Origin of the sequence: Virgibacillus chiguensis, from assembly GCF_900129865.1 — a bacterium.
In the GTDB taxonomy this organism is placed as follows: Bacteria; Bacillota; Bacilli; order Bacillales; family Amphibacillaceae; genus Virgibacillus; species Virgibacillus chiguensis.
Window position 1 is genome coordinate 24,433 of the sequence record NZ_FQXD01000020.1, and the last position, 26,612, is coordinate 51,044.

Annotated in this window: 39 protein-coding genes; all 39 read left to right on the forward strand. The window is 40.0% G+C overall.

The genetic code is table 11. The features are described from left to right. Positions 1 to 71 precede the first annotated feature (71 nt). The 39 genes from rpoC to BUB45_RS17115 all read left to right on the forward strand — a co-directional run bounded on the left by rpoC (position 72) and on the right by BUB45_RS17115 (position 26,599). Positions 72 to 3,680 (forward strand): DNA-directed RNA polymerase subunit beta', encoded by a 3,609-nt coding sequence (rpoC, locus tag BUB45_RS16925; protein ID WP_073012552.1) that lies wholly within the window; start codon positions 72 to 74, stop codon positions 3,678 to 3,680. Positions 3,681 to 3,860: 180 nt separating this feature from the next. Next, a complete protein-coding gene (locus tag BUB45_RS16930; protein WP_073012554.1) occupies positions 3,861 to 4,115 on the forward strand; it encodes a 50S ribosomal protein L7ae-like protein in 255 nt (84 codons plus the stop codon). A 111-nt stretch (positions 4,116 to 4,226) separates the two neighbouring features. After that, complete coding sequence (gene rpsL, locus BUB45_RS16935) at positions 4,227 to 4,640, forward strand: 30S ribosomal protein S12 (RefSeq protein WP_073012557.1); 414 nt, start codon at positions 4,227 to 4,229, stop codon at positions 4,638 to 4,640. Positions 4,641 to 4,681: 41 nt separating this feature from the next. After that, entirely contained in the window at positions 4,682 to 5,152 is a 471-nt protein-coding gene (rpsG, locus tag BUB45_RS16940) for a 30S ribosomal protein S7 (protein ID WP_073012561.1), read from the forward strand. A 39-nt stretch (positions 5,153 to 5,191) separates the two neighbouring features. Further along, the gene (fusA, locus tag BUB45_RS16945; RefSeq protein ID WP_073012564.1) at positions 5,192 to 7,270 is read left to right on the forward strand and encodes an elongation factor G; all 2,079 of its coding nucleotides are present in this window, start codon (positions 5,192 to 5,194) and stop codon (positions 7,268 to 7,270) included. Between the two features lie 126 nt (positions 7,271 to 7,396). Continuing rightward, positions 7,397 to 8,587: an elongation factor Tu gene (gene tuf / locus BUB45_RS16950; protein WP_073012567.1), complete on the forward strand. Its 1,191-nt coding sequence runs from the start codon at positions 7,397 to 7,399 to the stop codon at positions 8,585 to 8,587. A gap of 650 nt (positions 8,588 to 9,237) precedes the next feature. After that, complete coding sequence (gene rpsJ / locus BUB45_RS16955) at positions 9,238 to 9,546, forward strand: 30S ribosomal protein S10 (RefSeq protein WP_021292712.1); 309 nt, start codon at positions 9,238 to 9,240, stop codon at positions 9,544 to 9,546. A 29-nt stretch (positions 9,547 to 9,575) separates the two neighbouring features. Continuing rightward, a complete protein-coding gene (rplC, locus tag BUB45_RS16960) occupies positions 9,576 to 10,205 on the forward strand; it encodes a 50S ribosomal protein L3 (protein ID WP_073012570.1) in 630 nt (209 codons plus the stop codon). A gap of 26 nt (positions 10,206 to 10,231) precedes the next feature. After that, on the forward strand, positions 10,232 to 10,855 hold the full coding sequence (rplD, locus tag BUB45_RS16965; RefSeq protein WP_073012573.1) for a 50S ribosomal protein L4: 624 nt from the start codon (positions 10,232 to 10,234) through the stop codon (positions 10,853 to 10,855). Next, a complete protein-coding gene (rplW, locus tag BUB45_RS16970; RefSeq protein WP_073012576.1) occupies positions 10,855 to 11,142 on the forward strand; it encodes a 50S ribosomal protein L23 in 288 nt (95 codons plus the stop codon). Before rplD ends, rplW begins: the two co-directional genes overlap by 1 nt. A gap of 31 nt (positions 11,143 to 11,173) precedes the next feature. Continuing rightward, positions 11,174 to 12,004 (forward strand): 50S ribosomal protein L2, encoded by an 831-nt coding sequence (gene rplB, locus BUB45_RS16975; protein ID WP_073012579.1) that lies wholly within the window; start codon positions 11,174 to 11,176, stop codon positions 12,002 to 12,004. A 57-nt stretch (positions 12,005 to 12,061) separates the two neighbouring features. After that, complete coding sequence (gene rpsS / locus BUB45_RS16980; RefSeq protein WP_073012582.1) at positions 12,062 to 12,340, forward strand: 30S ribosomal protein S19; 279 nt, start codon at positions 12,062 to 12,064, stop codon at positions 12,338 to 12,340. A 20-nt stretch (positions 12,341 to 12,360) separates the two neighbouring features. Further along, positions 12,361 to 12,702, forward strand: coding sequence for a 50S ribosomal protein L22 (rplV, locus tag BUB45_RS16985; RefSeq protein WP_073012585.1), 342 nt, complete (start codon positions 12,361 to 12,363; stop codon positions 12,700 to 12,702). A 3-nt stretch (positions 12,703 to 12,705) separates the two neighbouring features. Continuing rightward, complete coding sequence (rpsC, locus tag BUB45_RS16990) at positions 12,706 to 13,347, forward strand: 30S ribosomal protein S3 (RefSeq protein WP_073012588.1); 642 nt, start codon at positions 12,706 to 12,708, stop codon at positions 13,345 to 13,347. A gap of 18 nt (positions 13,348 to 13,365) precedes the next feature. Continuing rightward, a complete protein-coding gene (rplP, locus tag BUB45_RS16995; protein ID WP_073012590.1) occupies positions 13,366 to 13,800 on the forward strand; it encodes a 50S ribosomal protein L16 in 435 nt (144 codons plus the stop codon). Next, positions 13,790 to 13,990: a 50S ribosomal protein L29 gene (gene rpmC, locus BUB45_RS17000; protein WP_073012592.1), complete on the forward strand. Its 201-nt coding sequence runs from the start codon at positions 13,790 to 13,792 to the stop codon at positions 13,988 to 13,990. Before rplP ends, rpmC begins: the two co-directional genes overlap by 11 nt. A 26-nt stretch (positions 13,991 to 14,016) precedes the next feature. After that, complete coding sequence (rpsQ, locus tag BUB45_RS17005; protein WP_050349629.1) at positions 14,017 to 14,280, forward strand: 30S ribosomal protein S17; 264 nt, start codon at positions 14,017 to 14,019, stop codon at positions 14,278 to 14,280. A gap of 42 nt (positions 14,281 to 14,322) precedes the next feature. Continuing rightward, on the forward strand, positions 14,323 to 14,691 hold the full coding sequence (gene rplN, locus BUB45_RS17010; RefSeq protein WP_073012595.1) for a 50S ribosomal protein L14: 369 nt from the start codon (positions 14,323 to 14,325) through the stop codon (positions 14,689 to 14,691). Between the two features lie 143 nt (positions 14,692 to 14,834). Next, positions 14,835 to 15,146 carry a 50S ribosomal protein L24 gene (rplX, locus tag BUB45_RS17015; protein WP_073012598.1) on the forward strand — a complete coding sequence of 104 codons (312 nt, stop codon included), beginning with the start codon at positions 14,835 to 14,837 and terminating at the stop codon, positions 15,144 to 15,146. 24 nt (positions 15,147 to 15,170) lie between these two features. Then, on the forward strand, positions 15,171 to 15,710 hold the full coding sequence (gene rplE, locus BUB45_RS17020) for a 50S ribosomal protein L5 (protein WP_073012600.1): 540 nt from the start codon (positions 15,171 to 15,173) through the stop codon (positions 15,708 to 15,710). Positions 15,711 to 15,740: 30 nt separating this feature from the next. After that, positions 15,741 to 15,926 carry a type Z 30S ribosomal protein S14 gene (locus BUB45_RS17025; RefSeq protein WP_019375521.1) on the forward strand — a complete coding sequence of 62 codons (186 nt, stop codon included), beginning with the start codon at positions 15,741 to 15,743 and terminating at the stop codon, positions 15,924 to 15,926. A 30-nt stretch (positions 15,927 to 15,956) separates the two neighbouring features. Further along, entirely contained in the window at positions 15,957 to 16,355 is a 399-nt protein-coding gene (rpsH, locus tag BUB45_RS17030) for a 30S ribosomal protein S8 (protein ID WP_073012603.1), read from the forward strand. Between the two features lie 31 nt (positions 16,356 to 16,386). Continuing rightward, positions 16,387 to 16,923, forward strand: coding sequence for a 50S ribosomal protein L6 (rplF, locus tag BUB45_RS17035; protein WP_073012606.1), 537 nt, complete (start codon positions 16,387 to 16,389; stop codon positions 16,921 to 16,923). A 28-nt stretch (positions 16,924 to 16,951) separates the two neighbouring features. Then, positions 16,952 to 17,317: a 50S ribosomal protein L18 gene (rplR, locus tag BUB45_RS17040; RefSeq protein WP_073012609.1), complete on the forward strand. Its 366-nt coding sequence runs from the start codon at positions 16,952 to 16,954 to the stop codon at positions 17,315 to 17,317. A gap of 20 nt (positions 17,318 to 17,337) precedes the next feature. Further along, entirely contained in the window at positions 17,338 to 17,841 is a 504-nt protein-coding gene (rpsE, locus tag BUB45_RS17045; protein WP_073012612.1) for a 30S ribosomal protein S5, read from the forward strand. Positions 17,842 to 17,854: 13 nt separating this feature from the next. Next, positions 17,855 to 18,037 (forward strand): 50S ribosomal protein L30, encoded by a 183-nt coding sequence (gene rpmD / locus BUB45_RS17050; protein ID WP_073012615.1) that lies wholly within the window; start codon positions 17,855 to 17,857, stop codon positions 18,035 to 18,037. Positions 18,038 to 18,068: 31 nt separating this feature from the next. After that, complete coding sequence (rplO, locus tag BUB45_RS17055; RefSeq protein WP_073012618.1) at positions 18,069 to 18,509, forward strand: 50S ribosomal protein L15; 441 nt, start codon at positions 18,069 to 18,071, stop codon at positions 18,507 to 18,509. Continuing rightward, positions 18,509 to 19,801 carry a preprotein translocase subunit SecY gene (secY, locus tag BUB45_RS17060; protein ID WP_073012621.1) on the forward strand — a complete coding sequence of 431 codons (1,293 nt, stop codon included), beginning with the start codon at positions 18,509 to 18,511 and terminating at the stop codon, positions 19,799 to 19,801. Before rplO ends, secY begins: the two co-directional genes overlap by 1 nt. A gap of 32 nt (positions 19,802 to 19,833) precedes the next feature. After that, a complete protein-coding gene (locus tag BUB45_RS17065; protein WP_073012624.1) occupies positions 19,834 to 20,475 on the forward strand; it encodes an adenylate kinase in 642 nt (213 codons plus the stop codon). A gap of 174 nt (positions 20,476 to 20,649) precedes the next feature. Then, on the forward strand, positions 20,650 to 20,985 hold the full coding sequence (locus BUB45_RS17070; protein ID WP_073012626.1) for a KOW domain-containing RNA-binding protein: 336 nt from the start codon (positions 20,650 to 20,652) through the stop codon (positions 20,983 to 20,985). Further along, positions 20,963 to 21,181, forward strand: coding sequence for a translation initiation factor IF-1 (gene infA / locus BUB45_RS17075; RefSeq protein ID WP_003354757.1), 219 nt, complete (start codon positions 20,963 to 20,965; stop codon positions 21,179 to 21,181). Before BUB45_RS17070 ends, infA begins: the two co-directional genes overlap by 23 nt. Before the next feature lie 31 nt (positions 21,182 to 21,212). Next, a complete protein-coding gene (gene rpmJ / locus BUB45_RS17080) occupies positions 21,213 to 21,326 on the forward strand; it encodes a 50S ribosomal protein L36 (protein WP_005999442.1) in 114 nt (37 codons plus the stop codon). 23 nt (positions 21,327 to 21,349) lie between these two features. Next, a complete protein-coding gene (rpsM, locus tag BUB45_RS17085) occupies positions 21,350 to 21,715 on the forward strand; it encodes a 30S ribosomal protein S13 (RefSeq protein ID WP_073012629.1) in 366 nt (121 codons plus the stop codon). A gap of 23 nt (positions 21,716 to 21,738) precedes the next feature. Beyond that, positions 21,739 to 22,128, forward strand: coding sequence for a 30S ribosomal protein S11 (rpsK, locus tag BUB45_RS17090; RefSeq protein ID WP_073012631.1), 390 nt, complete (start codon positions 21,739 to 21,741; stop codon positions 22,126 to 22,128). Positions 22,129 to 22,340: 212 nt separating this feature from the next. Beyond that, a complete protein-coding gene (locus tag BUB45_RS17095; RefSeq protein WP_073012634.1) occupies positions 22,341 to 23,285 on the forward strand; it encodes a DNA-directed RNA polymerase subunit alpha in 945 nt (314 codons plus the stop codon). Between the two features lie 264 nt (positions 23,286 to 23,549). Continuing rightward, complete coding sequence (gene rplQ / locus BUB45_RS17100; protein WP_073012637.1) at positions 23,550 to 23,903, forward strand: 50S ribosomal protein L17; 354 nt, start codon at positions 23,550 to 23,552, stop codon at positions 23,901 to 23,903. 212 nt (positions 23,904 to 24,115) lie between these two features. Continuing rightward, positions 24,116 to 24,961 carry an energy-coupling factor ABC transporter ATP-binding protein gene (locus BUB45_RS17105; RefSeq protein ID WP_073012640.1) on the forward strand — a complete coding sequence of 282 codons (846 nt, stop codon included), beginning with the start codon at positions 24,116 to 24,118 and terminating at the stop codon, positions 24,959 to 24,961. Then, positions 24,937 to 25,809 (forward strand): energy-coupling factor ABC transporter ATP-binding protein, encoded by an 873-nt coding sequence (locus BUB45_RS17110; RefSeq protein WP_073012642.1) that lies wholly within the window; start codon positions 24,937 to 24,939, stop codon positions 25,807 to 25,809. The genes BUB45_RS17105 and BUB45_RS17110 overlap by 25 nt, the downstream gene beginning before the upstream one ends. Next, the gene (locus tag BUB45_RS17115) at positions 25,802 to 26,599 is read left to right on the forward strand and encodes an energy-coupling factor transporter transmembrane component T family protein (protein WP_073012644.1); all 798 of its coding nucleotides are present in this window, start codon (positions 25,802 to 25,804) and stop codon (positions 26,597 to 26,599) included. The genes BUB45_RS17110 and BUB45_RS17115 overlap by 8 nt, the downstream gene beginning before the upstream one ends. Positions 26,600 to 26,612: the final 13 nt, after the last annotated feature.

Genomic DNA, 26,612 nt, shown 5'->3' on the forward strand with positions numbered 1-26,612 from the left:
AGTAGCTGTGTTTTCTTAAAGTAACCGTTGATAGCTTGGTAAAATCGGACACTAAGAGGGAGGTTGACCCCTTGCTAGATGTAAATAACTTTGAGTATATGAAAATTGGTTTAGCTTCACCAGAGAAAATTCGCTCTTGGTCACATGGTGAGGTAAAAAAACCAGAAACGATTAATTATCGAACATTGAAGCCTGAAAAAGACGGATTGTTCTGTGAGCGGATTTTTGGTCCACAAAAAGATTGGGAATGTCACTGTGGAAAATATAAGCGCGTGCGCTATAAAGGCGTGGTTTGTGATCGCTGTGGTGTTGAAGTGACAAAAGCAAAAGTTCGTCGTGAGCGGATGGGGCATATTGAACTTGCTGCACCTGTATCTCACATATGGTACTTTAAAGGTATTCCAAGTCGTATGGGGCTTGTCTTAGATATGTCACCTCGTGCGTTAGAGGAAGTCATTTACTTCGCTGCTTATATTGTTACGGAAGCAGGTGACACACCGTTAGAGAAAAAACAACTCCTATCAGAAAAAGAATACCGTGCATACTACGATAAATATGGTAAGTCTTTTAAAGCACAAATGGGAGCTGAAGCAATCCGTAAATTGCTTCAGGATATAGACTTAGAAAAAGAAGCAGGTATTTTAAAAGAAGAACTAAAAACAGCACAAGGACAACGTAGAACACGTGCGATCAAGCGTTTAGAAGTATTAGAATCGTTCCGTCATTCCGGAAACGAAACATCTTGGATGGTTTTAGACGTGTTACCAGTCATCCCACCTGAAATTCGCCCAATGGTGCAGCTCGATGGGGGGCGTTTTGCTACTTCTGACTTAAATGATTTATACCGTCGTGTAATTAATCGAAACAATCGGTTAAAACGTTTATTAGATCTTGGAGCGCCAAGCATTATCGTGCAAAACGAAAAGCGTATGCTTCAGGAAGCTGTAGATGCCCTAATTGACAATGGTCGTCGTGGCCGTCCAGTAACTGGACCAGGTAACCGTCCATTGAAATCCTTGTCTCATATGTTGAAAGGGAAGCAAGGACGTTTCCGTCAAAACCTACTAGGTAAACGTGTGGATTACTCCGGCCGTTCGGTTATCGTAGTTGGGCCGCATTTGAAAATGTACCAATGTGGACTACCAAAAGAAATGGCCTTAGAGCTATTTAAGCCATTTGTGATGAGAGAGCTAGTGGAAAAAGGAATTGCACATAATATCAAGTCTGCCAAGCGGAAAATTGAGCGTGTGCACCCTGAAGTGTGGGATGTCTTAGAAGAAGTTATTAAAGAGCATCCTGTATTGCTTAACCGTGCACCAACATTACACAGACTTGGAATCCAAGCTTTTGAACCGACACTTGTAGAAGGTCGTGCAATTCGTTTGCACCCATTAGTTTGTACGGCGTATAATGCCGACTTTGATGGGGACCAAATGGCTGTGCACGTACCGTTGTCTGGAGAAGCTCAAGCGGAAGCAAGAATTTTAATGCTTGCAGCTCAAAATATTTTAAATCCTAAAGATGGAAAACCAGTTGTAACACCATCTCAGGATATGGTATTAGGAAACTATTATCTTACTTTAGAACGAGAAAATGCTATCGGAGAAGGATCTGTCTTTAACGATACGAATGAAGCGGTGTTGGCTTATCGGAATGGGTATGTACATCTACACACTCGTGTTGCTGTACACGCATCAGGTTTAAATAACCAAACATTTACGGAAAAGCAAAAATCACAATTGCTTATTACAACAGTTGGGAAGCTGATTTTCAACGAAATCTTATCAGACTCCTTCCCTTATATAAATGAGCCAACAAAAGAGAACTTAGAGTATCATACACCAGAAAAGTATTTTGTGGAAAAGGGTGCGAATATCCCTGAGCTTATTAAGTCATTTGAGTTGGTAAAACCATTTAAGAAAGGCTTCTTAGGAGATATTATCGCTGAAGTCTTTAAACGGTTTAAAATTAGTGAAACATCTAAAATGCTTGATAGAATGAAGGATCTTGGCTTTAGCTATTCCACAAAAGCAGGTATGACAGTCGGTGTTTCTGATATTGTTGTACTTAAAGAAAAAGAAACGATCCTTGAAGAAGCACAAAATAAAGTAGATAAAGTACTAAAACAATTCCGTAGAGGATTAATTACGGATGATGAAAGGTACGACCGCGTTATTGCAATTTGGTCACAAGCCAAAGATACGATACAGGATAAGTTGATGTTATCCCTTAGCGAAAGAAACCCGATTTATATGATGAGTGATTCTGGTGCTCGTGGTAACGCCTCAAACTTTACGCAGCTTGCAGGTATGCGTGGTTTAATGGCTAACCCGGCTGGTAAGATTATTGAATTACCGATTAAATCAAGCTTCCGTGAAGGTTTAACCGTATTAGAGTACTTTATATCTACGCACGGTGCTCGTAAAGGTCTTGCGGATACAGCATTGAAAACAGCTGACTCAGGATACCTAACACGTCGTCTTGTTGATGTGGCGCAAGACGTTATCATACGAGAAGATGATTGTGGGACAGATCGTGGCTTGGCTGTAACTGCCTTACAAGATGGTACGGAAATGATCGAACCATTAGTTGATCGCTTAATCGGGCGTACGGCATTCTATGATATTAAGCATCCAGAAACGAATGAAGTCATTGTTGAAGCAAATGAAATTATTAGTGAGGACCAAGCAAAAGAAATTACCAATGCTGGTATTGAAAAAGTAACCATACGTAGTGCATTCACTTGTAATACGAAGCATGGTGTATGTCAAAAATGTTATGGAAGAAACTTGGCAACTGGTGCTGATGTAGAAGTTGGGGAAGCAGTAGGAATTATTGCAGCTCAATCCATTGGTGAGCCAGGAACACAGCTAACGATGCGTACTTTCCATACTGGTGGGGTAGCCGGGGACGATATTACACAAGGTTTGCCACGTATTCAAGAGTTGTTTGAAGCTCGTAATCCGAAAGGGCAAGCAGTTATTAGTGAAATATACGGAACCGTACTAGAAATTAAAGAAGTGAAAGATAAACAAGAGATTGTCGTTCAAGGCGATGTTGAGCAACGCTCTTACGCAGTGCCTTACAATGCTCGCATGAAGGTGAACGTTGGTGACAAGGTTATTGCTGGTCAAGAACTAACGGAAGGTTCTATTGATCCTAAGGATTTATTACGCGTTCAAGGTGTAGAAGGTGTACAAAACTACCTGTTGCGTGAAGTTCAACGCGTATACCGTATGCAAGGTGTTGAAATTGGCGATAAACACGTAGAAGTTATGGTTCGCCAAATGCTTCGTAAGATTCGCGTAATTGACTCTGGAGATACAGATGTTCTGCCAGGTTCTTTATTAGAGTTGCACCAGTTCCGTGACGCAAACCGTAAAGTACTACAAGATGGACAGCAACCAGCTATAGGTAAACCTGTGTTACTCGGTATTACAAAAGCATCACTTGAGACAGATTCCTTCTTATCTGCTGCATCTTTCCAAGAAACAACGAGAGTATTAACGGATGCAGCTATTAAAGGAAAACGGGATGAGCTTCTTGGTTTGAAAGAAAATGTTATCATTGGTAAACTTGTACCTGCTGGAACAGGTATGCAGCGTTACCGTCGTATCAAACCTGCTACATCTGAACCAATTACAACTGAGCCAATTGAAGAAACAGAAACAGTTCAGTAACTGGATGAAGTAGTTTCCCATATCAATTTTGGTGTGGGAGACTCACCAGTTCTATACAAAATAGAATAAGTTTTTAAGCGGAAGCGTAAAAAATATGTAAATCATGTTGACATAGAAAATGCAGAGTGGTAGAATATTCAAGGTGCTTCCGGTTATACTTGGTGCTTTGGAGGATATGAGATGTCTTATGAAAAAGTAATGCAAGTGAAATCTAGTGTAATTATCGGAACGAAACAAACGCTCAAAGCCATGAAAAATGGGCATATTAGTGAAGTGTTTGTTGCTGTTGATGCAGATCAACATATGGTACAAAAGGTTACACATTTAGCTGAAGAATTGGGCATTCCTTGTCATCATGTTGATTCTAAAAAGAAATTAGGAGTAGCATGTGGTATCGAGGTCGGTGCAGCCGCTGTTGGTATAAAACAGGATTAGAGTTATTATAAAAACTGTTTTTTTACCCAAAGATGAACCACCTGGATGTGTGGGATTACAAAACTCAAGCTGAATTAGTGATATATTCATGACGGAAAGGAGGAAATAGTTATGCCAACAATTAACCAATTAGTGCGTAAAGGTCGCGTGAGCAAACCAAAAAAGTCTGACTCTCCAGCTCTAAACAAGGGGTATAACAGCTTTAAGAAGACATTTACAGACCAAAATTCTCCACAAAAGCGTGGTGTATGTACACGTGTTGGAACATTAACACCGAAGAAACCAAACTCAGCACTTCGTAAATACGCTCGTGTACGTTTGTCTAACAACATGGAAGTAACAGCATACATTCCTGGAATTGGTCACAATCTTCAGGAACACAGCGTTGTACTTCTTCGTGGTGGTCGTGTAAAAGACTTACCTGGTGTTCGTTATCACATTGTTCGTGGTGCGTTGGATACAGCAGGTGTAGAAGGTAGAATGCAAGGTCGTTCTAAGTACGGTACGAAAAGACCGAAGAAGTAAGCATATATTAAAAAAGCCCAATAGGAAAGGAGGAAGGACATATGCCACGTAAAGGCCCAGTACCTAAACGGGATGTCTTACCAGATCCGCTTTACAACTCAAAACTTGTGACTCGTTTAATCAATCAAATTATGGTTGATGGAAAAAGAGGAAAAGCACAAAAAATTCTTTATAAAGCATTTGAATTGGTTGCTGAGAGAAGCGGCCAAAATGCAATGGAAGTATTTGAACAAGCGATGAAAAATGTTATGCCTGTTCTTGAAGTACGTGCACGTCGTGTTGGTGGATCAAACTACCAAGTACCAATGGAAGTACGTCCAGAACGTCGTCAAGCGCTAGGACTACGTTATATTGTTAACTACTCTCGTTTACGCGGAGAAAAAACAATGGAAGAACGTCTTGCTAATGAAATTTTAGATGCTTCTAACAATACAGGTGCTTCTGTGAAGAAACGCGAAGAACTGCATAAAATGGCAGAAGCTAACAAAGCATTTGCTCATTACCGCTGGTAAAATAATAAATCAAATTCAAGCTAGAAAGGAGAAGAATACATGGCTAGAGAGTTCTCCTTGGAAAAGACGCGAAATATTGGTATTATGGCACACATTGATGCAGGTAAAACTACTACTACGGAGCGTATTCTTTTCTATACAGGACGCATTCATAAAATTGGTGAAACGCATGAAGGTGCTTCACAGATGGACTGGATGGAGCAAGAGCAGGAAAGAGGTATTACTATTACTTCAGCTGCAACAACTGCTCAATGGAAAAACCATCGAATTAACATTATTGACACACCAGGACACGTAGATTTCACTGTTGAAGTTGAACGTTCATTACGTGTGTTAGACGGCGCCGTAACCGTTCTTGATGCGCAGTCAGGTGTGGAACCACAAACGGAAACAGTATGGCGCCAAGCTACAACATACGGTGTACCACGTATTGTTTTCATTAACAAAATGGATAAAATTGGTGCTGATTTTCTTTATGCGACAAAAACGTTAAAAGATCGTCTAGGCGCTAATGCACATCCGGTTCAACTTCCGGTAGGTGCAGAAGATAACTTTGAAGGAATTATCGACCTCATTGACATGCAAGCATTCTTCTATGAAGATGATCTTGGAACTCGTGCAGAGACTCGTGAAATTCCGGCTGATTTAATGGATAAAGCTCAAGAATGGCGTAATAGCTTAATTGAAGCTGTTGCTGAACTTGACGAAGACTTAATGATGAAATACTTAGAGGGTGAAGAAATCTCTAAGGATGAGTTAAGAGTCGCTATCCGTAAAGCTACCCTAGATGTTGAATTCTACCCAGTATATTGTGGGTCAGCATTCAAAAATAAAGGTGTACAATTAATGCTTGATGGTGTTATTGATTATCTTCCAGCACCTACGGATGTTGCTGATATTGAAGGGATTGTCCCTGGTACAGAGGAAAAAGTAACTCGTCCATCTACAGACAATGCACCATTCTCAGCATTGGCGTTTAAAGTAATGACAGATCCATATGTTGGTAAGCTTACTTTCTTCCGAGTATATTCAGGAACATTAGATGCTGGTTCTTATGTGAAAAACTCTGTAAAAGATAAGCGTGAGCGTGTTGGACGTATCCTACAAATGCATGCAAATTCAAGACAAGAGATTTCCACTGTATATGCTGGTGAAATTGCAGCTGCTGTTGGTTTAAAAGATACATCTACTGGTGATACGCTTTGTGATGAAAAGAATTTAGTTATTCTTGAATCTATGGATTTCCCAGAGCCGGTAATCGGAGTAGCTATTGAACCAAAAACAAAAGCCGATCAAGATAAGATGGGTATTGCTTTAGGGAAACTAGCTGAAGAAGATCCAACCTTTAAAACAGAAACAAATGAAGAAACAGGCCAAACGATTATTTCAGGTATGGGTGAACTTCATCTTGACGTTATCGTTGACCGCTTGAAGCGTGAATTCAAAGTAGAAGCAAACGTTGGAGCGCCACAGGTTGCATATCGTGAGACATTCCGCTCTGCTGCTGAAGTAGAAGGTAAATTTGTTCGCCAATCTGGTGGTCGTGGACAATACGGACACGTTTGGGTTAAATTTGAACCTAACGAAGAAGGCGCTGGCTTTGAATTTGTGAACAAGATTGTCGGTGGGGTTGTACCACGTGAATACATTCCATCTGTTCAAGCTGGTATTGAAGAATCAATGGAAAATGGTGTATTAGCTGGATATCCACTAATTGATATTAAAGCAACATTGTATGATGGAAGCTATCATGATGTAGACTCTAACGAAATGGCATTTAAAGTAGCGGCTTCTATGGCACTAAAAGCTGCTAAAAATAAGTGTAACCCAGTTCTTCTTGAGCCGATTGCTAAAGTAGAAATTGTTATCCCAGAAGAATATATGGGAGACATTATGGGTGATATTACTTCTCGTCGCGGACGTGTAGAAGGTATGGAAGCTAGAGGTCCTGCTCAAGTGGTAAAAGGCTTCGTTCCACTTTCTGAAATGTTCGGTTACGCTACAGCATTGCGTTCTAACACACAAGGTCGTGGTACATTTACGATGTACTTTGATCACTACGAAGAAGTACCAAAGAGTATTTCTGAAGAAATTATTAAGAAAAATGCTGGTCAATAATTGATTTTTTCATAAATCTAAAGTATAACTTGTATTAAAGGCTAAGAAGTGATGTTGACCCATTGTTTCTTGCTACTTAAACATTCTAAAATAAACTATTTCATTTATTTAAAGGAGGAACTATAAATGGCTAAAGAAAAGTTCGACCGCTCGAAAAGTCACGTTAACATTGGAACAATTGGACACGTTGACCATGGTAAAACAACGTTAACTGCTGCAATTACAATTGTAATGCATAAGAAATCTGGTAAAGGTACGCAAATGGCGTATGACCAAATTGATAATGCACCAGAAGAAAAAGAGCGTGGAATTACTATCGCTACTTCACACGTAGAATATGAAACAGATACGCGTCACTATGCACACGTTGACTGCCCAGGTCACGCTGACTATGTTAAAAACATGATCACAGGTGCTGCACAAATGGACGGAGCTATCCTAGTAGTATCTGCTGCTGATGGCCCAATGCCACAAACTCGTGAGCACATCCTATTATCTCGTAACGTTGGTGTACCTTCTATTGTAGTATTCCTTAACAAAGTAGATATGGTAGACGACGAAGAGCTATTAGAATTAGTAGAAATGGAAGTTCGCGATCTATTAACTGAGTACGACTTCCCAGGTGATGATGTTCCTGTAATTGCTGGCTCTGCTTTGAAAGCAATTGAAGGAGTAGAAGAATACGAAGCAAAAATCGTTGAATTAATGGAAGCTGTTGACGAGTACATTCCAACTCCAGACCGCGATAAAGACAAACCATTCATGATGCCTGTAGAGGACGTATTCTCTATTACAGGTCGTGGTACTGTTGCAACTGGTCGTGTTGAGCGTGGAGAAGTACGTGTTGGTGATGAAGTAGAAATCATCGGCTTAAACGAAGCAGCACAAAAAACTACAGTTACTGGTGTAGAAATGTTCCGTAAGCTTCTTGACTATGCAGAAGCTGGCGACAACATCGGTGCACTACTTCGTGGTGTAGCACGTGAAGACATTAACCGTGGTCAAGTACTAGCAAAACCAGGTTCAATCACACCTCACACAAAGTTTAAAGCTGAAGTTTATGTTCTATCTAAAGAAGAAGGTGGACGTCATACGCCATTCTTTGCTAACTATCGTCCACAGTTTTACTTCCGTACAACGGATGTAACTGGTGTTATCCAACTTCCAGAAGGAACAGAAATGGTAATGCCTGGCGATAACATTGAAATGACAGTTGAGCTTATTTCACCAATTGCAATTGAAGACGGTACTCGCTTCTCTATCCGTGAAGGTGGCCGTACAGTTGGATCTGGTGTTGTATCAGAAATTATTGAGTAAGCACCAAGTTTAGAAACACAGGTTACGTGACGACGTAACCTGTGTTTTTTACAATATAGAAAAATAAAACAAAGGCGTTTTATCAGCATGCTACTTGTTGCTAGACCCAATTTTTCTAACGCTTTTTGTAAGTTAGTCAACACGATAGCGTATCACCGTACCTCTAAACAAGAATAAAAGATAAACCTCTGTTTTTCTTTTCATCTCTATTAAGTTTGGCGATACATAGTAGCAATTGCCTTTGTATTAAAAGTCACCTAACCGTATCCCCTAAACCCTTCTTTTAACTTAAAAAAATCTCGTCCTATAAATATGGTATTATACCTTGCCACTTAAAAATCTCAATCGAAAGTTTTTAAAACTATTTACTATGATTAAAAGCAGTCTGTTTTGACTAAACTTATTAATAATTTTTTGTAAAACCCCTTGCAATCAAGTAGTAAAGTACGTATAATATGTAGATGTGCAATCATTATCCATAAAAAAGATTGCAGAAACAAATGACATTCTATATAATAAGAATGTTGCTTGCTAAAGGCGATGAAGCAGAAGGTTGTTGGCACACCCGGCCCCTTTGCCATGGCGGGAGTTACCAAGAAATTTCTGCAGAGTATGTCTATTATAAATGGGCGAATAAAGGAGGGAAAATAATGGCAAAAGAAAAGATTAGAATCCGTTTGAAAGCTTATGATCACCGTATTTTAGATCAATCAGCTGAAAAAATTGTAGATACAGCGAAACGTTCTGGTGCTAATGTATCTGGACCAATCCCACTACCTACGGAAAAATCAGTCTACACGGTTTTACGTGCGGTTCATAAATATAAGGATTCACGTGAGCAGTTTGAGATGCGTACACATAAACGTCTCATCGACATTGTTAACCCTACACCGCAAACTGTTGATTCACTAATGCGTTTAGATTTACCGTCTGGTGTAGACATTGAAATTAAACTATAAATGAAAGTTTTAAATAGGAGGTGTAACGGATGACGAAAGGAATCTTAGGTCGTAAAATCGGCATGACTCAGCTATTCTCTGAAACAGGAGAACTAATGCCTGTAACTGTAATTGAAGCTGAGCCAAACGTCGTATTACAAAAGAGAACATTAGAAAATGATGGTTATGAAGCAATCCAACTAGGTGTTGCTGACGTAAAGGAATCACGTACGAATAAAGCGGAAAAAGGTCATGCTGAAAAAGCAAACACAAACCCTAAGCGCTACGTTCGTGAAATCCGTAACGCGAAGCTTGACGAATATGAAGTTGGTCAGGAAGTGAGCGTAAACGTATTTGCTTCTGGTGATAAAATTGATGTGACAGGAACTACAAAAGGTAAAGGATTCCAAGGTTCGATTAAGCGTCACAATCAACAACGTGGACCAGAAACTCATGGTTCTCACTATCATAGAGCACCAGGTTCGTTAGGTGCGGTTGACCCAATGCGTGTATTTAAAGGAAGACCACTTCCAGGACGCATGGGTGGAGAACAAGTAACGATCCAAAACCTTGAAGTAGTAAAAGTAGACGAAGAACGTAATCTACTATTAGTAAAAGGCAATGTGCCAGGTGCAAAGAAATCATTCGTAAAAATAACGAGTGCAGTCAAGGCTAACTAATCATACAGACGAAGGGAGGATATGTCATGCCTAAAGTAGCACTACTAAAACAAGATGGAGCTCAAGCTGGTGAGTTGGAATTAAACGAAGCTGTATTTGGAATTGAACCAAATGAGCATGTATTACATGAAGCAGTAGTTATGCAACGTGCGTCTTTACGTCAAGGTACGCATGCGGTAAAAAACCGTTCTGAAGTACGCGGTGGTGGTCGTAAACCATGGCGTCAGAAAGGAACTGGTCGTGCACGTCAAGGTTCTATTCGTTCCCCACAGTGGGTTGGCGGAGGTACTGTATTTGGACCAACACCACGCAGCTATAGCTATAAATTGCCAAAGAAAGTCCGTCGCTTAGCACTTAAATCTGCGCTTTCTTCCAAAACAAAAGAAAATAATCTTGTTGTCTTGGAAAGTCTTACTTTTGCTGAACCAAAAACAAAAGAAGCAGTAAAAATGCTAGCAGCATTAAATGTAGATGCAAAAGCTTTAATTGTTGTAACTGAAAAAGAAGAGAACGTTGTTCGTTCCGTAAATAATCTTCCGGCTGTCTCTATTTTAACAGTGGAAGAAATGAATGTATTAGACTTGCTTGGCCATGACAAGCTGATCTTAACAAAAGAGGCAGCTGAAAAAGCAGGGGAGGTGCTTGCATAATGAAAGATCCACGTGATATTATAAAGCGCCCTGTCATTACAGAACACTCAGCTGATTTAATGGCAGAAAAAAAGTACACGTTTGAAGTAACTCCTCAAGCGAATAAAACAGAGATAAAAAACGCTGTAGAACAAGTTTTTGGAGTGAAAGTAATCAAAGTGAACACGTTAAACGTAAAAGGTAAGTTCAAGCGTATGGGTCGTTACGGTGGCTACCGTTCAGATCGTAAAAAAGCTGTTGTTCAGCTTTCTGAAGACAGTAAAGAATTAGATTTCTTTGAAGCATAAATTATAAAGTTCGTGAAGGAGGGAAATAAAGATGGCGATTAAAAAATTCAGACCAACGTCCAACGGTAGACGTAATATGTCCGTATCTGATTTTGCAGAAATCACTACAGATACGCCTGAGAAATCCCTTTTAGCTCCACTACACAAACGTGGTGGTCGTAACCATCAAGGGAAGTTAACCGTTCGTCATCAAGGTGGCGGTCACAAGCGTCAATACCGTATCATCGATTTCAAGCGTGATAAAGATGGTATACCAGGACGCGTTGCTACTATTGAGTATGATCCAAACCGTTCAGCAAACATCGCATTAATTCATTATGTTGATGGTGAAAAACGTTATATATTAGCTCCAAAAGGTATAAAAGTGGGGCAAGAAATTATTTCTGGTGAAGATGCGGATATTAAAATGGGAAATGCATTACCATTAGTAAATATCCCAGTAGGTACAGTTATTCATAATGTTGAGTTGAAGCCAGGACGTGGCGGACAGCTTGTTCGTTCAGCCGGTGCAGAAGCACAAGTCCTTGGTCGTGACGGTAAATATACGTTAGTTCGTTTATCTTCAGGAGAAGTTCGTTTGATTCTTTCTTCTTGTCGTGCAACTGTCGGTCAAGTCGGTAATATCGAACATGAGCTTATCCGTGTAGGTAAAGCAGGTCGTTCTCGTTGGTTAGGCATTCGCCCAACTGTTCGTGGGTCTGTTATGAACCCGAATGATCACCCACACGGTGGTGGTGAAGGACGCGCACCAATCGGTCGTAAATCACCAATGTCACCTTGGGGTAAGCCAACTCTTGGTTACAAGACACGTCAACGCAACAAGCCATCTGATAAGTATATCGTTCGTAAACGTAAAAAATAACCAAAAATAGTGGCGGGAAGATAAGCCCGTCTCTCCAATGCGAAAGGAGGTTTATCCATGGGTCGTAGTTTGAAAAAAGGACCTTTTGCAGATGACCATCTTATGTCAAAAATCGAAGCATTAAACGAAAGTGATAAAAAACAAGTAATTAAAACTTGGTCACGTCGTTCAACTATATTTCCTAATTTTGTAGGACATACAATAGCGGTATATGACGGACGTAAGCATGTACCAGTCTACGTTACAGAAGACATGGTCGGACATAAATTAGGTGAATTCGCGCCAACACGTACCTTTAAAGGGCACGGTGGCGATGATAAGAAAACAAAACGCTAATAGGAGAGGAGGCACACAACATGCAAGCTAAAGCCGTTGCAAAATCGGTTCGTATTGCTCCTCGTAAAGTACGATTAGTCGTTGATCTTATTCGAGGAAAAAATGTAGGTGAAGCAATTGCGATTTTACGCCATACACAACGCGGTGCTTCTCCAGTCGTAGAAAAAGTATTAAACTCTGCGATTGCTAATGCAGAGCACAATTATGAAATGGATACAGATAACCTGGTCATTTCAGAAGCATATGTAAACGAAGGCGCTACTTTGAAACGTTTCCGTCCACGTGCACAAGGTCGTGCAAGTAGAATTAATAAACGCACAAGCCACATTACAGTAGTGGTAACAGAAAAAAAGGAGGGTTAGTCAGTGGGTCAAAAAGTAAATCCAACTGGTCTTCGCGTTGGCATCATTAAAGACTGGGAGTCAAAATGGTATGCCGGCAAGGACTATGCAGACTTATTACATGAAGACATTAAGATTAGAGAATACTTGGAAAACCGCTTGAAAATAGCTGCTGTTTCATCTATTGATATTGAGCGTGCAGCAAACCGAGTGAATATTACGATTCACACTGGAAAACCAGGTATGGTTATCGGTAAAGGCGGTTCTGAAGTGGAATCTTTGCGTAAAGCTTTAAATAGCTTAACTGGCAAGCGAGTTCACATCAATATTGTAGAAATTAAAAAAGTAGATCTTGATGCAACATTAGTTGCTGAAAATATTGCTCGTCAATTAGAAAATCGTATTTCTTTCCGTCGTGCACAAAAGCAATCCATTCAACGTGCGATGCGTGCTGGCGCAAAAGGAATTAAAACACAAGTATCCGGACGTCTTGGTGGCGCAGACATCGCTCGTGCGGAACATTATAGTGAAGGGACAGTACCACTACACACATTAAGAGCTGATATCGATTATGGTACAGCAGAAGCAGACACTACGTATGGTAAGTTAGGTGTCAAAGTGTGGGTATACCGTGGAGAAGTCCTTCCAACGAAAACTGACAAATAAGGAAGGGGGCACTGCATTATGTTAATGCCTAAACGTGTGAAATATCGTAGACAACATCGTGGTAAAATGAGAGGCCAAGCCAAAGGTGGCACAAGTGTTGCTTTCGGTGAATATGGTCTACAAGCAGTAGAAGCGTCGTGGATTACTAGCCGTCAAATCGAGGCTGCTCGTATTGCAATGACTCGTTACATGAAACGTGGCGGTAAAGTTTGGATAAAAATCTTTCCTGACAAACCATATACTGCAAAACCCCTAGAGGTTCGTATGGGTTCTGGTAAAGGTGCTCCAGAAGGATGGGTAGCAGTAGTAAAACCAGGAAAAATTATGTTTGAAATCGCTGGTGTACCAGAAGAAGTTGCTCGTGAAGCGTTACGTCTTGCTTCTCACAAACTTCCGATTAAAACAAAATTTGTAAAACGTGAAGAAATTGGTGGTGAAAGCAATGAAGGCTAATGAGATTAGAGAACTAACCACTGCCGAAATTGAACAAAAAGTAAAAGACTTAAAAGAAGAGCTATTCAACTTACGCTTCCAGCTTGCAACTGGCCAACTAGAAAACACTGCACGTATTCGTCAGGTAAGAAAGTCAATTGCTCGCATGAAAACTGTTGTTCGTCAACGTGAATTAAGCGTAAATAACTAGAATCTCGAGAGGAGGTAAACCTCAAAATGACAGAACGTAATGATCGTAAAGTTTACACTGGACGTGTTGTCTCTGACAAAATGGATAAAACCATTTCTGTTCTAGTGGAAACATATAAATTCCACAAGCTATACGGCAAGCGTGTTAAATATTCAAAAAAATTCAAAGCACATGATGAGAATAACCAAGCAAAAGTTGGCGATATCGTAAGCATCATGGAAACTCGTCCGCTATCAGCTACAAAACATTTTCGCCTCGTTGAGATTGTTGAAGAAGCGGTAATTATATAATAAAGTTCGCTCGGAAGGTATCCGAAGGGAGGTTACAGCGATATGATTCAACAGGAAACACGTTTAAAAGTTGCAGATAACTCTGGTGCACGTGAACTATTAACTATTAAAGTATTGGGCGGATCCGGACGAAAAACCGCTAATATTGGCGACGTTGTTGTTTGTACGGTAAAAGAAGCAACACCAGGCGGCGTTGTCAAAAAAGGTGATGTTGTAAGAGCTGTTATTGTACGTTCGAAATCTGGTGCACGTCGTAAAGATGGTTCATATATTCGTTTTGATGAAAATGCAGCGGTAATTGTTCGTGATGATAAGAGTCCAAGAGGAACTCGTATTTTTGGACCAGTTGCACGTGAATTGCGTGATGCAAAATTCATGAAAATCGTATCTCTTGCTCCAGAAGTATTATAAGTGTGTGTTCAAAAAGAGGATGATTGAATTTTGATTTTCAACAGGCTTTTAAAGTCAACCAGAATTTCAAGATGCCTTCTTCCTATAAATTTTGAACAGCCTTTATAAGCTAAAATTTAGCCTTGTTAGGAGGTGCGTTAAGCATGCATGTAAAAAAAGGTGATAAAGTAAAAGTTATTTCCGGCAAAGACCGCGGAAAAGAAGGCACTATCTTAGAAGCATACCCGAAAAAAGAGCGTGTGCTTGTAGAAGGAATTAACATGATTAAAAAACATGCCAAACCTTCCCAAGAAAATCCACAAGGTGGAATTCTTAATCAGGAGGCACCAATTCATGTTTCTAACGTGATGCCAATAGATCGTAAAACCGGAGAGCCAACCCGTGTTGGTTACGAAGTACGTGATGGAAAGAAAGTCCGTATCGCTAAGAAATCCGGAGAAGCGTTAGATAAATAGGTTCAGCGAAAGGAGGGCGACATGATGAATCAATTAAAGAAAAAATATCAAGATGAAGTACTACCATCTTTAATGAATAAATTTAACTATGAGTCTGTAATGCAAGTACCAGCTATTGAAAAAATAGTAGTGAACATGGGTGTTGGTGATGCTGTTCAGAACTCAAAAGCTTTAGATAATGCTGTCGAAGAGTTGGCGTTAATTTCTGGACAAAAGCCAATGATTACTCGTGCAAAAAAATCAATTGCTGGATTCCGCCTACGTGAAGGAATGCCGATTGGTGCTAAAGTAACCCTTCGCGGTGAGCGTATGTACGAATTTTTACAAAAACTAGTAGCTGTATCACTTCCGCGTGTACGTGACTTCCGTGGTGTGTCTAAAAAGGCATTTGATGGTCGTGGAAACTACACTTTAGGAGTGAAAGAACAGCTTATTTTCCCAGAAATTAACTATGATAAAGTGAGTAAGATTCGTGGAATGGACATTGTTATCGTAACAACATCTAACACGGATGAAGAAGCTCGTGAACTTCTTACTCAGTTAGGCATGCCTTTCCAAAAGTAAGCAAAAGAGCGAATACAAGGAGGGAAAATAGTGGCTAAAAAATCAATGATTGCAAAGCAAAAACGTCCGCAAAAATACCAAGTACGTGAATATACACGCTGTGAGCGCTGTGGACGTCCGCATTCTGTAATCCGTAAATTTAAACTTTGCCGTATTTGTTTCCGTGAACTTGCCTATAAAGGTCAAATTCCTGGTGTCAAAAAAGCAAGCTGGTAAAACCCGATTTTGGGAAGGAGGTAATGATGAATGGTTATGACAGATCCAATTGCAGATATGCTTACTCGCATTCGTAATGCGAATATGGTAAGACATGAAAAGTTAGAGCTTCCAGCATCAAAGATGAAAAAAGAGATCGCTGATATTCTTAAACGAGAAGGTTTCGTTACAGATTATGAGCTTGTAGAAGATAACAAGCAAGGTGTTCTTCGCATCTTCCTTAAATATGGAGCAAACGAAGAGCGTGTAATTACAGGTATTAAACGTATAAGTAAACCAGGATTACGTGTTTATGCGAAAGCTGATGAAGTACCACGTGTACTTAACGGTTTAGGAATTGCTATCGTTTCAACTTCAAAAGGTGTGCTTTCTGACAAAGAAGCGCGTTCTCAAGCTGTTGGCGGCGAAGTATTAGCATACGTGTGGTAATAGAGTAGTTAAAGAAGAGGAGGTGCATGAAATGTCTCGTATAGGACTGAAGCCAATCGAAGTTCCTGAAGGAGTAGAAGTCAAATTCGATGGAACTGTCGTTACAGTTAAAGGACCTAAAGGTGAATTAACAAGAAATTTACATCAAGATATTAAAGTTAACATGGAAGGCAACGTGATTAAGCTAGAGCGCCCAAGCGATCATAAGGATCATCGCGCATTACACGGTACGACACGTAGCCTCATTAACAATATGGTTGAAGGTGTAAGTAAAGGGTTTGAAAAAACGCTCGAAATCATCGGTGTTGGTTACCGTGCGCAGAAGCAGGGAAATAAAGTAATCGTCAACGCTGGTTACTCACACCCTGTAGAAATCGATCCAATTGACGGGATTGAAATTGACGTACCAAAAAACACACAACTTATTGTTAAAGGTATTGATAAGGAGCTTGTTGGAGCTGTTGCCTCTAAAATTAGAGCAATTCGCCCACCAGAGCCTTATAAAGGTAAAGGAATCCGTTACGAAGGTGAATATGTACGTCGTAAAGAAGGTAAAACTGCCAAGTAAGATTAGGTAGCAGAAAGGAGTGACCTAAGTGATTACAAAACCTGATAAAAATATGGTGCGTAAGAGAAGGCACGCTCGTGTACGTAAAACCGTTCACGGAACAGCACAGCGTCCTCGTCTAAACGTCTACCGTTCAAATAAACACATCTATGTACAGCTTATTGATGATACAAGTGGAAACACAGTGGTTAGTGCCTCTACAAAAGATAACGAGTTGAACTTAACAGGTGCAACTGGTAATGTAGAAGCAGCAAGACAAGTCGGAGAAGCAATAGCTAAACGTGCTCAGGATAAAGGTTACAAATCGGTTGTCTTTGACCGCGGTGGCTACCTTTATCATGGACGTGTGAAAGCTTTAGCAGAGGCTGCAAGAGAAGCAGGTCTTGAATTTTAAACGATAAAGGAGGGACATACATGAATAAAAACATTGATCCGAACAAATTAGATCTTGAAGAACGTGTTGTTGCGGTAAACCGTGTTGCAAAAGTTGTTAAAGGTGGTCGTAATTTCCGCTTTGCAGCTCTAGTTGTTGTCGGAGACAAGAATGGTCATGTAGGTTTTGGTACAGGAAAAGCACAAGAAGTACCAGAAGCAATTAAAAAAGCAGTAGATGATGCGAAGAAAAATTTAATTACAGTACCTATTGTTGGAACTACCATCCCACATGCAATTCATGGTCGATTCGGCTCAGGTAATGTATTGTTGAAACCAGCTACGGAAGGTACAGGAGTTATCTCTGGTGGCCCAGTACGTGCGATTTTAGAGCTTGCTGGTGTTGGTGATATACTAACAAAATCATTAGGTTCTAATACGCCGATTAATATGATTCGTGCAACAATCAATGGTTTAACAAACTTAAAGCGCGCAGAAGATGTAGCAAAACTACGTGGAAAGTCTGTAGAAGAACTGTTAGGATAAGGAGGGAACTGTTATGTCTAAAAAACTAGAAATAACCCTCACGCGCAGTGTTATTGGTGGAACAGAAGTTCAAAGAAAAACTGTTCAAGCATTGGGATTAAAGAAAATTCGTCAATCGGTTGTTCATGAAGATACTCCAGCTCTTCGCGGCATGGTCAATAAAGTATCTCATTTACTAACGGTTAAAGAGGTTTAAATAAGAAATAAGCGTAAGAGGAGGTGCTCGCATGAAACTTCATGAATTGAAGGCTGCAGAAGGTACACGTAAAAACCGTAATCGTGTAGGTCGTGGAATGTCATCTGGCAACGGGAAAACATCAGGACGTGGACATAAAGGTCAAAAAGCGCGCTCTGGTGGCGGTACTCGTCCAGGGTTTGAAGGTGGTCAGTTACCACTATTCCAACGCTTACCAAAACGTGGGTTTACAAACATTCATCGTAAAGAGTTTGCTATTGTAAATGTAGAAACGTTAAATCGGTTTGAAGAAGGCACAGAAATAACACCTGAGCTATTACTGGAAGAAGGCGTAGTTAGCAAGTTGAAAGCAGGTATTAAAGTACTTGGCAACGGCTCGATCGAGAAAAAACTAACAGTAAAAGCTCACAAGTTCTCTGCTTCCGCTAAAGAAGCAATCGAGGCAGCGGGCGGTCAAACAGAGGTGATTTAATGTTCCGTACAATCTCCAATTTTATGCGCGTAGGTGATATAAGACGGAAAATAATTTTCACGTTATTAATGTTGGTTGTCTTCCGTCTTGGCACATTTATACCTGTGCCATTTACTGATAAACAGGCAATTGACTTTATGAATTCCCAAAATGTGTTTGGCTTTTTAAACACATTTGGTGGTGGCGCATTGCAAAATTTCTCCATCTTTGCGATGGGGATTATGCCTTATATTACGGCGTCTATTATTATGCAATTGCTACAAATGGATGTCGTACCTAAATTTGCTGAGTGGAAAAAACAAGGTGATGCAGGTAGGAAAAAGCTTGCCCAAGTTACGCGTTATGGTACCATTGTCCTTGCCTTTATCCAAGCGATTGCTATGTCAGTAGGATTTAATGCTATGGCTGGTGGTATGTTAATTGCTGATCCTGGTCCCATGAAATTTATTGTTATTGCCATTGTTTTAACGAGTGGGACAGCATTTTTAATGTGGCTTGGAGAACAAATTACTGCGAATGGAGTCGGTAATGGAATTTCGATTATCATTTTTGCAGGTATTGTTGCAGCAGTACCAAATGGCGTACAACAGCTATACAGCCAGTATTTTATTAACCCTGGCGATGAACTGTTCATTAATATTGTTATTGTTGCGTTGATTGCTTTGGTTGTGGTTGCCGTAACCGTTGGAGTTATTTTTATTCAACAAGCGTTACGTAAAATACCCGTTCAATATGCAAAAAAACTTGTCAATCGTTCTCCAGTAGGTGGTCAGTCAACACACTTACCTTTAAAAGTGAACGCTGCTGGTGTTATTCCAGTTATCTTTGCCATAGCGTTTATTATGGCGCCAAGTACAATTGCGACATTCTTTGAAGGAAACGATATTGCTGCAACCATCCAACGTATCTTTGATTATACACAGCCAATAGGTATGGTTATCTATGTTGCGTTAATTATCGCTTTTACGTACTTCTATACGTTTGTTCAAGTAAACCCAGAGCAAATGGCTGAGAATTTACAAAAACAAGGTGGTTATGTACCTGGGATTCGTCCAGGTAAAAACACAGAGGCCTATTTGACTAGAGTACTGTACCGTCTCACATTCGTAGGTGCACTATTCTTAGCTGCTGTATCTGTCTTACCGCTTGCTTTAAGCGGAGTTGCTAACTTGCCGCAGTCCATACAAATTGGCGGAACTAGTTTACTGATTGTTGTTGGAGTAGCACTTCAGACGATGAAGCAATTGGAAAGTCAATTGGTAAAACGTCACTATAAAGGATTTATTAAGTAATTTTGCTGAAGACGAGAGCGAGGAGAAATCTGTTGAACTTAATTTTAATGGGCCTGCCCGGTGCTGGAAAAGGCACACAGGCAGAGAAAATAAACGAAAAATATGATATCCCTCATATTTCAACAGGAGATATGTTCCGTTTAGCTATTAAAGAGGGAACAGACTTAGGTAAAAAAGCAAAAGCGTACATGGACCGAGGAGAACTTGTTCCAGATGAAGTTACGAATGGTATTGTTAAAGAACGCTTGAGTAAAAATGATTGTAAACATGGATTTTTATTGGATGGTTTCCCAAGGACTATTGCTCAAGCAGAAGCATTACAAAGTCTATTGCAGGATATCAATCAATCCATTGATTACGTCATTCATGTAGATGTACCAGAAGAAAAATTAGTGGAGCGTCTAACTGGTCGTAGAATTTGTCCAACATGCGGAACAACGTACCATGTAGTTTATAATCCGCCAAAAGAAGACGGGGTCTGTGATAAAGATGGCTCAACCTTAATCCAACGTGATGACGATAAGCCAGCTACGGTGAAAAAGCGTCTATCTGTAAATATAGAACAGACGAAGCCGTTATTAGACTTTTATAATGAAAAAGGATATCTAGTAACAGTTAATGGCGATCAGGATATTGATCAAGTGTTTCAAGATATTCAAGCTAAAGTACAATAATAGCCTTAGAATTGTATGAAGTGCATTTCTAGTAATGAAAAGTTATAATAAGTCGTGAAGTACAGTGCGGCATATTTCTATATAGATAATAAGGTGACACAGGATAAAAGTGAGTAATTCTTTTCAATAAACAGGCATTGATATAAACTATAGCCTAAGTGAAGGTGATCGTTGTTGAACGAAGATGATTCGATACCGCGGATAGGTCAAGTTGTTCGAATTATGCAAGGTCGTGAAGCGGGTCAATATGCAGTCGTTATTAAATCTGTCGATGATAAGTATGTCTTGCTTGCAGATGGGGAAAAACGTAAATATGATCGACCAAAGAAAAAGAATCTTCATCATATCGAGTTAATGGATTATATTTCTCCAGAAGTCCAAAACAGCCTTCTAGAAACTGGTCGTGTCACAAATGGTAAACTGCGGTTTGCCATAGCTAAATTTATCAATGAAGTTGTGACTGATTTGAAGAAGGGAGATCAACACGATGGCGAAAGACGATGTAATTGAAGTGGAAGGAACCGTAACGGAAACATTGCCGAATGCGATGTTTAAAGTCGAATTGGAAAACGGTCATACTGTATTAGCCCACGTATCCGGGAAAATTCGTATGCACTTTATTCGCATTCTTCCTGGCGACAAAGTAACGGTTGAACTTTCTCCGTATGATTTAACTAGAGGACGAATTACGTACCGTTATAAATAAGTGAGCTCCGATATTAAAGGAGGTAAAGATGATGAAAGTAAGAGCATCTGTAAAACCCATTTGCGAAAAATGTAAAGTCATTAAACGAAATGGTAAAGTAATGGTTATTTGTGAAAATCCAAAGCATAAACAAAAACAAGGATAACAAACAGGAGGTGTTAAAGCTTTATGGCACGTATTGCAGGTATTGATGTCCCACGTGATAAACGCGTAGTCATTTCCCTAACGTATATTTACGGTATTGGAAAAACTACTGCTCAAAAAATCCTTAAAGAAGCAGGCGTTTCTGAAGACACTCGTGTACGCGACCTTACTGAGGACGAATTAGGAAGAATTCGTAAAGCTACAGACGAGTATACCATTGAAGGAGACCTTCGTCGTGAAGTATCTCTAAATATTAAACGTCTTATCGAGATCGGCTCATATCGCGGAATCCGCCATCGTCGTGGACTTCCTCTTCGTGGACAAAAAACAAAAAATAATTCACGTACTCGTAAAGGGCCGCGTCGCGCGATCGCTGGAAAGAAAAAATAAATGTTAAAGGAGGTTAAAAGGTAATGGCACAAAAGTCAAGCGCACGTAAACGTCGTGTGAAAAAAAATATTGAGTCAGGTATATCCCATATCCGTTCAACATTTAATAACACCATCGTTACGATTACAGATACGCAAGGAAATGTTCTTGGATGGAGTTCTGCTGGTGCATTGGGCTTTAAAGGTTCAAAGAAATCTACTCCATTTGCTGCCCAAATGGCAGCTGAAACTGCTGCTAAATCTGCAATTGACCATGGTATGAAAACTCTTGAAGTAACCGTTAAAGGACCAGGAGCCGGCCGTGAAGCAGCTATTCGTTCTCTTCAGGCAGCAGGTTTGGAAGTTACAGCTATTCGTGATGTAACGCCAGTACCACATAACGGTTGCCGCCCACCAAAACGTCGTCGTGTATAATTATACCGTATATAATTTGTCACCCTGTCTATAATGGGTTATGATAGCTAAAAGTCTAAAGGTTGGTTTTCCTTTAGGAATAGAGCTTCCAGAAGACAAGAACGTACGAAAGATTTACAAGTAGTGCAGAAACGCCAACTGCATTTTTGAGGAATTTCGGTTAGACCGCTGTCTAACCGGGGTTTCGACGTTTTAAAGGAGGGTTTTATGGAATGATCGAAATTGAAAAACCAAAAATTGAGACGGTAGAAATCAGCGATGATGCTACATTTGGAAAATTCGTAGTCGAACCGCTTGAACGTGGATATGGTACCACTCTAGGAAACTCCTTGCGTCGTATCCTACTATCCTCACTTCCAGGTGCTGCTGTGACTTCAGTTCAAATTGATGGAGCGCTACATGAATTTTCAACGATTGATGGTGTTGTTGAAGATGTAACAACAATTATTTTGAACTTGAAAAAATTAGCGCTAAAAATCTACTCAGATGAAGAAAAGACATTGGAGATTGATGTGCAGGGAGAAGGAAAAGTTACGGCTGCAGATCTAACCTATGATAGTGATGTAGAGGTCCTAAATCCGGATTTGTTAATTGCTACATTGAATAACAAAGGCAGCTTGTTTATGAAAATTACTGCAGAACGTGGACGTGGGTATCGACCTGCTGAAGCAAACAAACGTGATGATCAGCCAATCGGGATAATTCCAGTTGACTCCATTTTTACTCCAGTATCACGTGTAACCTACCAAGTAGAGAATACACGTGTTGGTCAAGTAGCTAACTTTGATAAATTAACATTAGATGTACGTACAGATGGCAGTATTCGTCCAGAAGAAGCTGTTTCTTTAGGTGCGAAAGTCTTTACAGAGCATCTTAATATTTTTGTAGGTTTAACAGATGAAGCGAAAAACGCTGAAGTGATGGTTGAGAAGGAAGAAGACCAAAAAGAAAAAGTGATGGAAATGACGATTGAAGAACTCGATCTTTCTGTCAGGTCCTATAACTGTCTAAAGCGTGCTGGGATTAACACCGTACAAGAACTAGCAAATAAATCTGAAGAAGATATGATGAAGGTACGCAATCTTGGACGTAAGTCGTTAGAAGAAGTAAAAGTGAAGCTTAACGATTTAGGTCTTGGCTTGCGAGACGATGACTAAACATATCATATAGACATCATTAGAAAATTACGGCACACGGATAAATAGTGCTTGCATATACGAATTACTCCATTCAGTATTTTTAGTTTGCTTTCGTTCGTTGCATCACTTTTTTGCGTTTTGGAAAAGGAGCTGTCATCGCTTTTTTCCGAAGAGTAGAGGATGTGCGTAGGAAAAGATAAAACAAGGTAGACCTAATGTGAGTATACAAGGTCGTTTGAATGGAAGTTTTTAAAAGTCATCAAAGAAAGGGAGGGATAGTCCATGGCTAGAAAATTAGGTCGTACATCGGATCAACGCATGGCGCTACTTCGTAATCTTGCTTCTGATTTAATTATTCATGAGCGGATTGAAACAACAGAAGCAAAAGCGAAGGAGTTAAAATCCGTTGTTGATAAAATGATTACATTAGGCAAACGTGGGGATCTGCACGCACGCCGTCAAGCAGCCTCATTTCTATATAATCAAGAAGCTAATGAAGATCAAAACGTTATTCAGAAGCTTTTCAATGATGTGGCTCCGCGTTACGAAGACCGTCAAGGTGGGTACACACGTGTTCTTAAACTGGGCGCTCGTCAAGGTGATGGTGCGAAAATGGCAATCATTGAACTAGTTTAATGTAACCACAGGCGACAAGGGCAGGACTGAATCTCTTCTACGAGGTACATCCAAGCCCTTTTTTTGTCTATAGGAAAGTATAAAGTTTCTAGGATTATAGTATTAGCAAACCAACGGCTTCCACCATAAGATGCGGCGACAAGCCAAGTTTTTCTAATACTATAATTTGCGTTTTGTAACAAGTACCCTTTTTGGCAAGAGGAGGAGTTTAGATGAGTAGCAATGAAAAATTGGTAGAGTTTAGAAATGTATCATTTCGATATGGAGCAGAGCAGCCATGGGTACTGAAAAACTGTAGCTTTGAGATCGATCGCGAAGAATGGGTTGCCATTATTGGTCATAATGGTTCGGGGAAATCTACCATAGCTAAATTAATGAATGGACTTTTATTTCCGCAAGAAGGGGAAATTTATGTAGCTGGGAAAAAAGTGCAGGAAGATACCATTTGGGATGTACGTAAAGATGTCGGCATGGTGTTTCAAAATCCAGATAATCAATTTGTAGGTACAACGGTACAAGACGATGTTGCATTTGGCATGGAGAATAGAGGTTTTCCAAGAGAGGAAATGTTACAGCGACTTGATGATGTGTTACATGCAGTTGGCATGGTGGATTATCGCTTAACGGAGCCTCATCGTCTATCTGGGGGACAAAAGCAACGTATAGCTATTGCAAGCGTACTAGCTGTATCTCCCAAAGTGCTTATTTTAGATGAAGCAACGGCGATGTTAGACCCAAGAGGAAGAAGAGATATTATGCAAACCGTCGCTCATTTGCAAGCAAATAAGGATGTATCCTTACTAACAATTACACACGACCTGCAAGAAATTGTCCAAGCAGATCGGGTTATTGTAATGAATGAAGGTCAAGTTTGGGACGAGTCTCATCCGAGAGAACTTTTTTCTAAGCAAGATGATCTACTTGCAATTGGATTAGATGTTCCGTTTATTGCTTCCTTAGCAAAAGCTTTAAAACAGACGGGCATTCCCATCACAAAAGAACCATTAAATCATGAAGAACTGTTGGAGGAACTATGGACATTACATTCGAGAACGTAAGCTATATCTATCAACAGCACTCCCCATTTGCTCATAAAGCGATTGACCAATTAAGTTTTCATATCCCTTCTGGAACATTTGTAGCCATTGTAGGTCATACGGGTTCAGGAAAATCAACTTTAATTCAGCATTTAAATGGTCTTGTTCAGCCGACAGCAGGAAAAGTAAAGATAGGAGACTTTGAGCTCACGGCAGAAAAAAAGCCGAAACATTTGAAACAGCTAAGAAGCAAGGTCGGTGTCGTATTTCAATATCCGGAGCATCAACTATTTGAAGAGACGGTTGCGAAGGATATTAGCTTTGGACCTAAAAATTTTGGTGTTGGGGATAGCGAAATACAACGGCGAGTGACAGAAGCATTACAAGCTGTTGGTTTATCAGCAGATTATGTAGAGCGCTCCCCCTTTGATTTAAGTGGTGGGCAAATGCGCAGGGTCGCTATTGCTGGTGTTTTAGCTACAAAACCAAACGTCCTTGTCTTAGATGAACCGACTGCAGGACTTGATCCAAGAGGGCAAAAAGAAATGATGGAGATGTTTTATGAACGCCATCGGTCTGAACAGCTTACAACGATACTCGTCACACATAGCATGGAAGATGCCGTTACGTATGCGGATCATGTCATTATTTTAAATAAAGGTAGTAAATATATGGAAGGGAAACCAGAGGAAGTGTTTGTGCAAAAGGAAGCATTGCAACAAGTTCAACTGGATGTTCCTGAAATGGTAGCCTTTATTAATCGTTGGAATGAAAAATTTCACACCAAACTTCCTTTTACGAAGCAGTCTGAGCGCGAATTAGCAACCGCTATTACCGCCGTGCTTAAAGGAGGGAAAAGCCATGAATAATGCCATGGTTATTGGTCAGTACGTACCAGGGAACTCTGTTGTTCACCGATTAGACCCACGAACGAAGATTACAATTATATTTATCTTTGTGTTTGTCGTCTTTTTAGCGAACAATGTGTGGAGCTATACAATATTAACTGTTTTTGCACTTTTAAGTATGATAACATCTCGTGTACCATTACGATTTGTTTTAAAGGGTTTAACGCCTGTTTGGTTTTTAATTATTTTTACCTTTCTACTCCATGTAATTATTACAAAAGAAGGTGATGTCGTATTCGAGATTTTTACCTTTCAAGTATACTCTGGTGGGTTAATTCAAGGTTTTGCTATTTCCATGCGATTCTTTCTACTTATTTTAGTCACGTCGCTACTAACATTGACAACAACACCGATAGAAATAACGGATGCGATTGAAAGCATGTTGCAACCATTAAAAAAAGTGAAATTTCCGGTTCATGAATTGGCGTTAATGATGTCGATATCACTCCGTTTCATTCCAACGTTGTTACAAGAAACAGATAAAATTTCAAAAGCGCAAGCGTCACGTGGCGTTGACTTTCGAACAGGGAAGCTCAAAGATCGCATACAAGCCGTCGTGCCATTGCTCGTTCCATTATTCGTCAGTGCTTTCAAACGAGCAGAAGAGCTAGCTATGGCGATGGAAGCGAGAGGCTATCAAGGTGGCGAAGGTCGTACCAAGTTACGAGAATTAAAATTTACGAAGCTAGACGTAGGAATATACATTTTATTTATATTCGTCATCTTAGGACTATTTTTTACAAGGAACTAGATAGAAAGGCTGC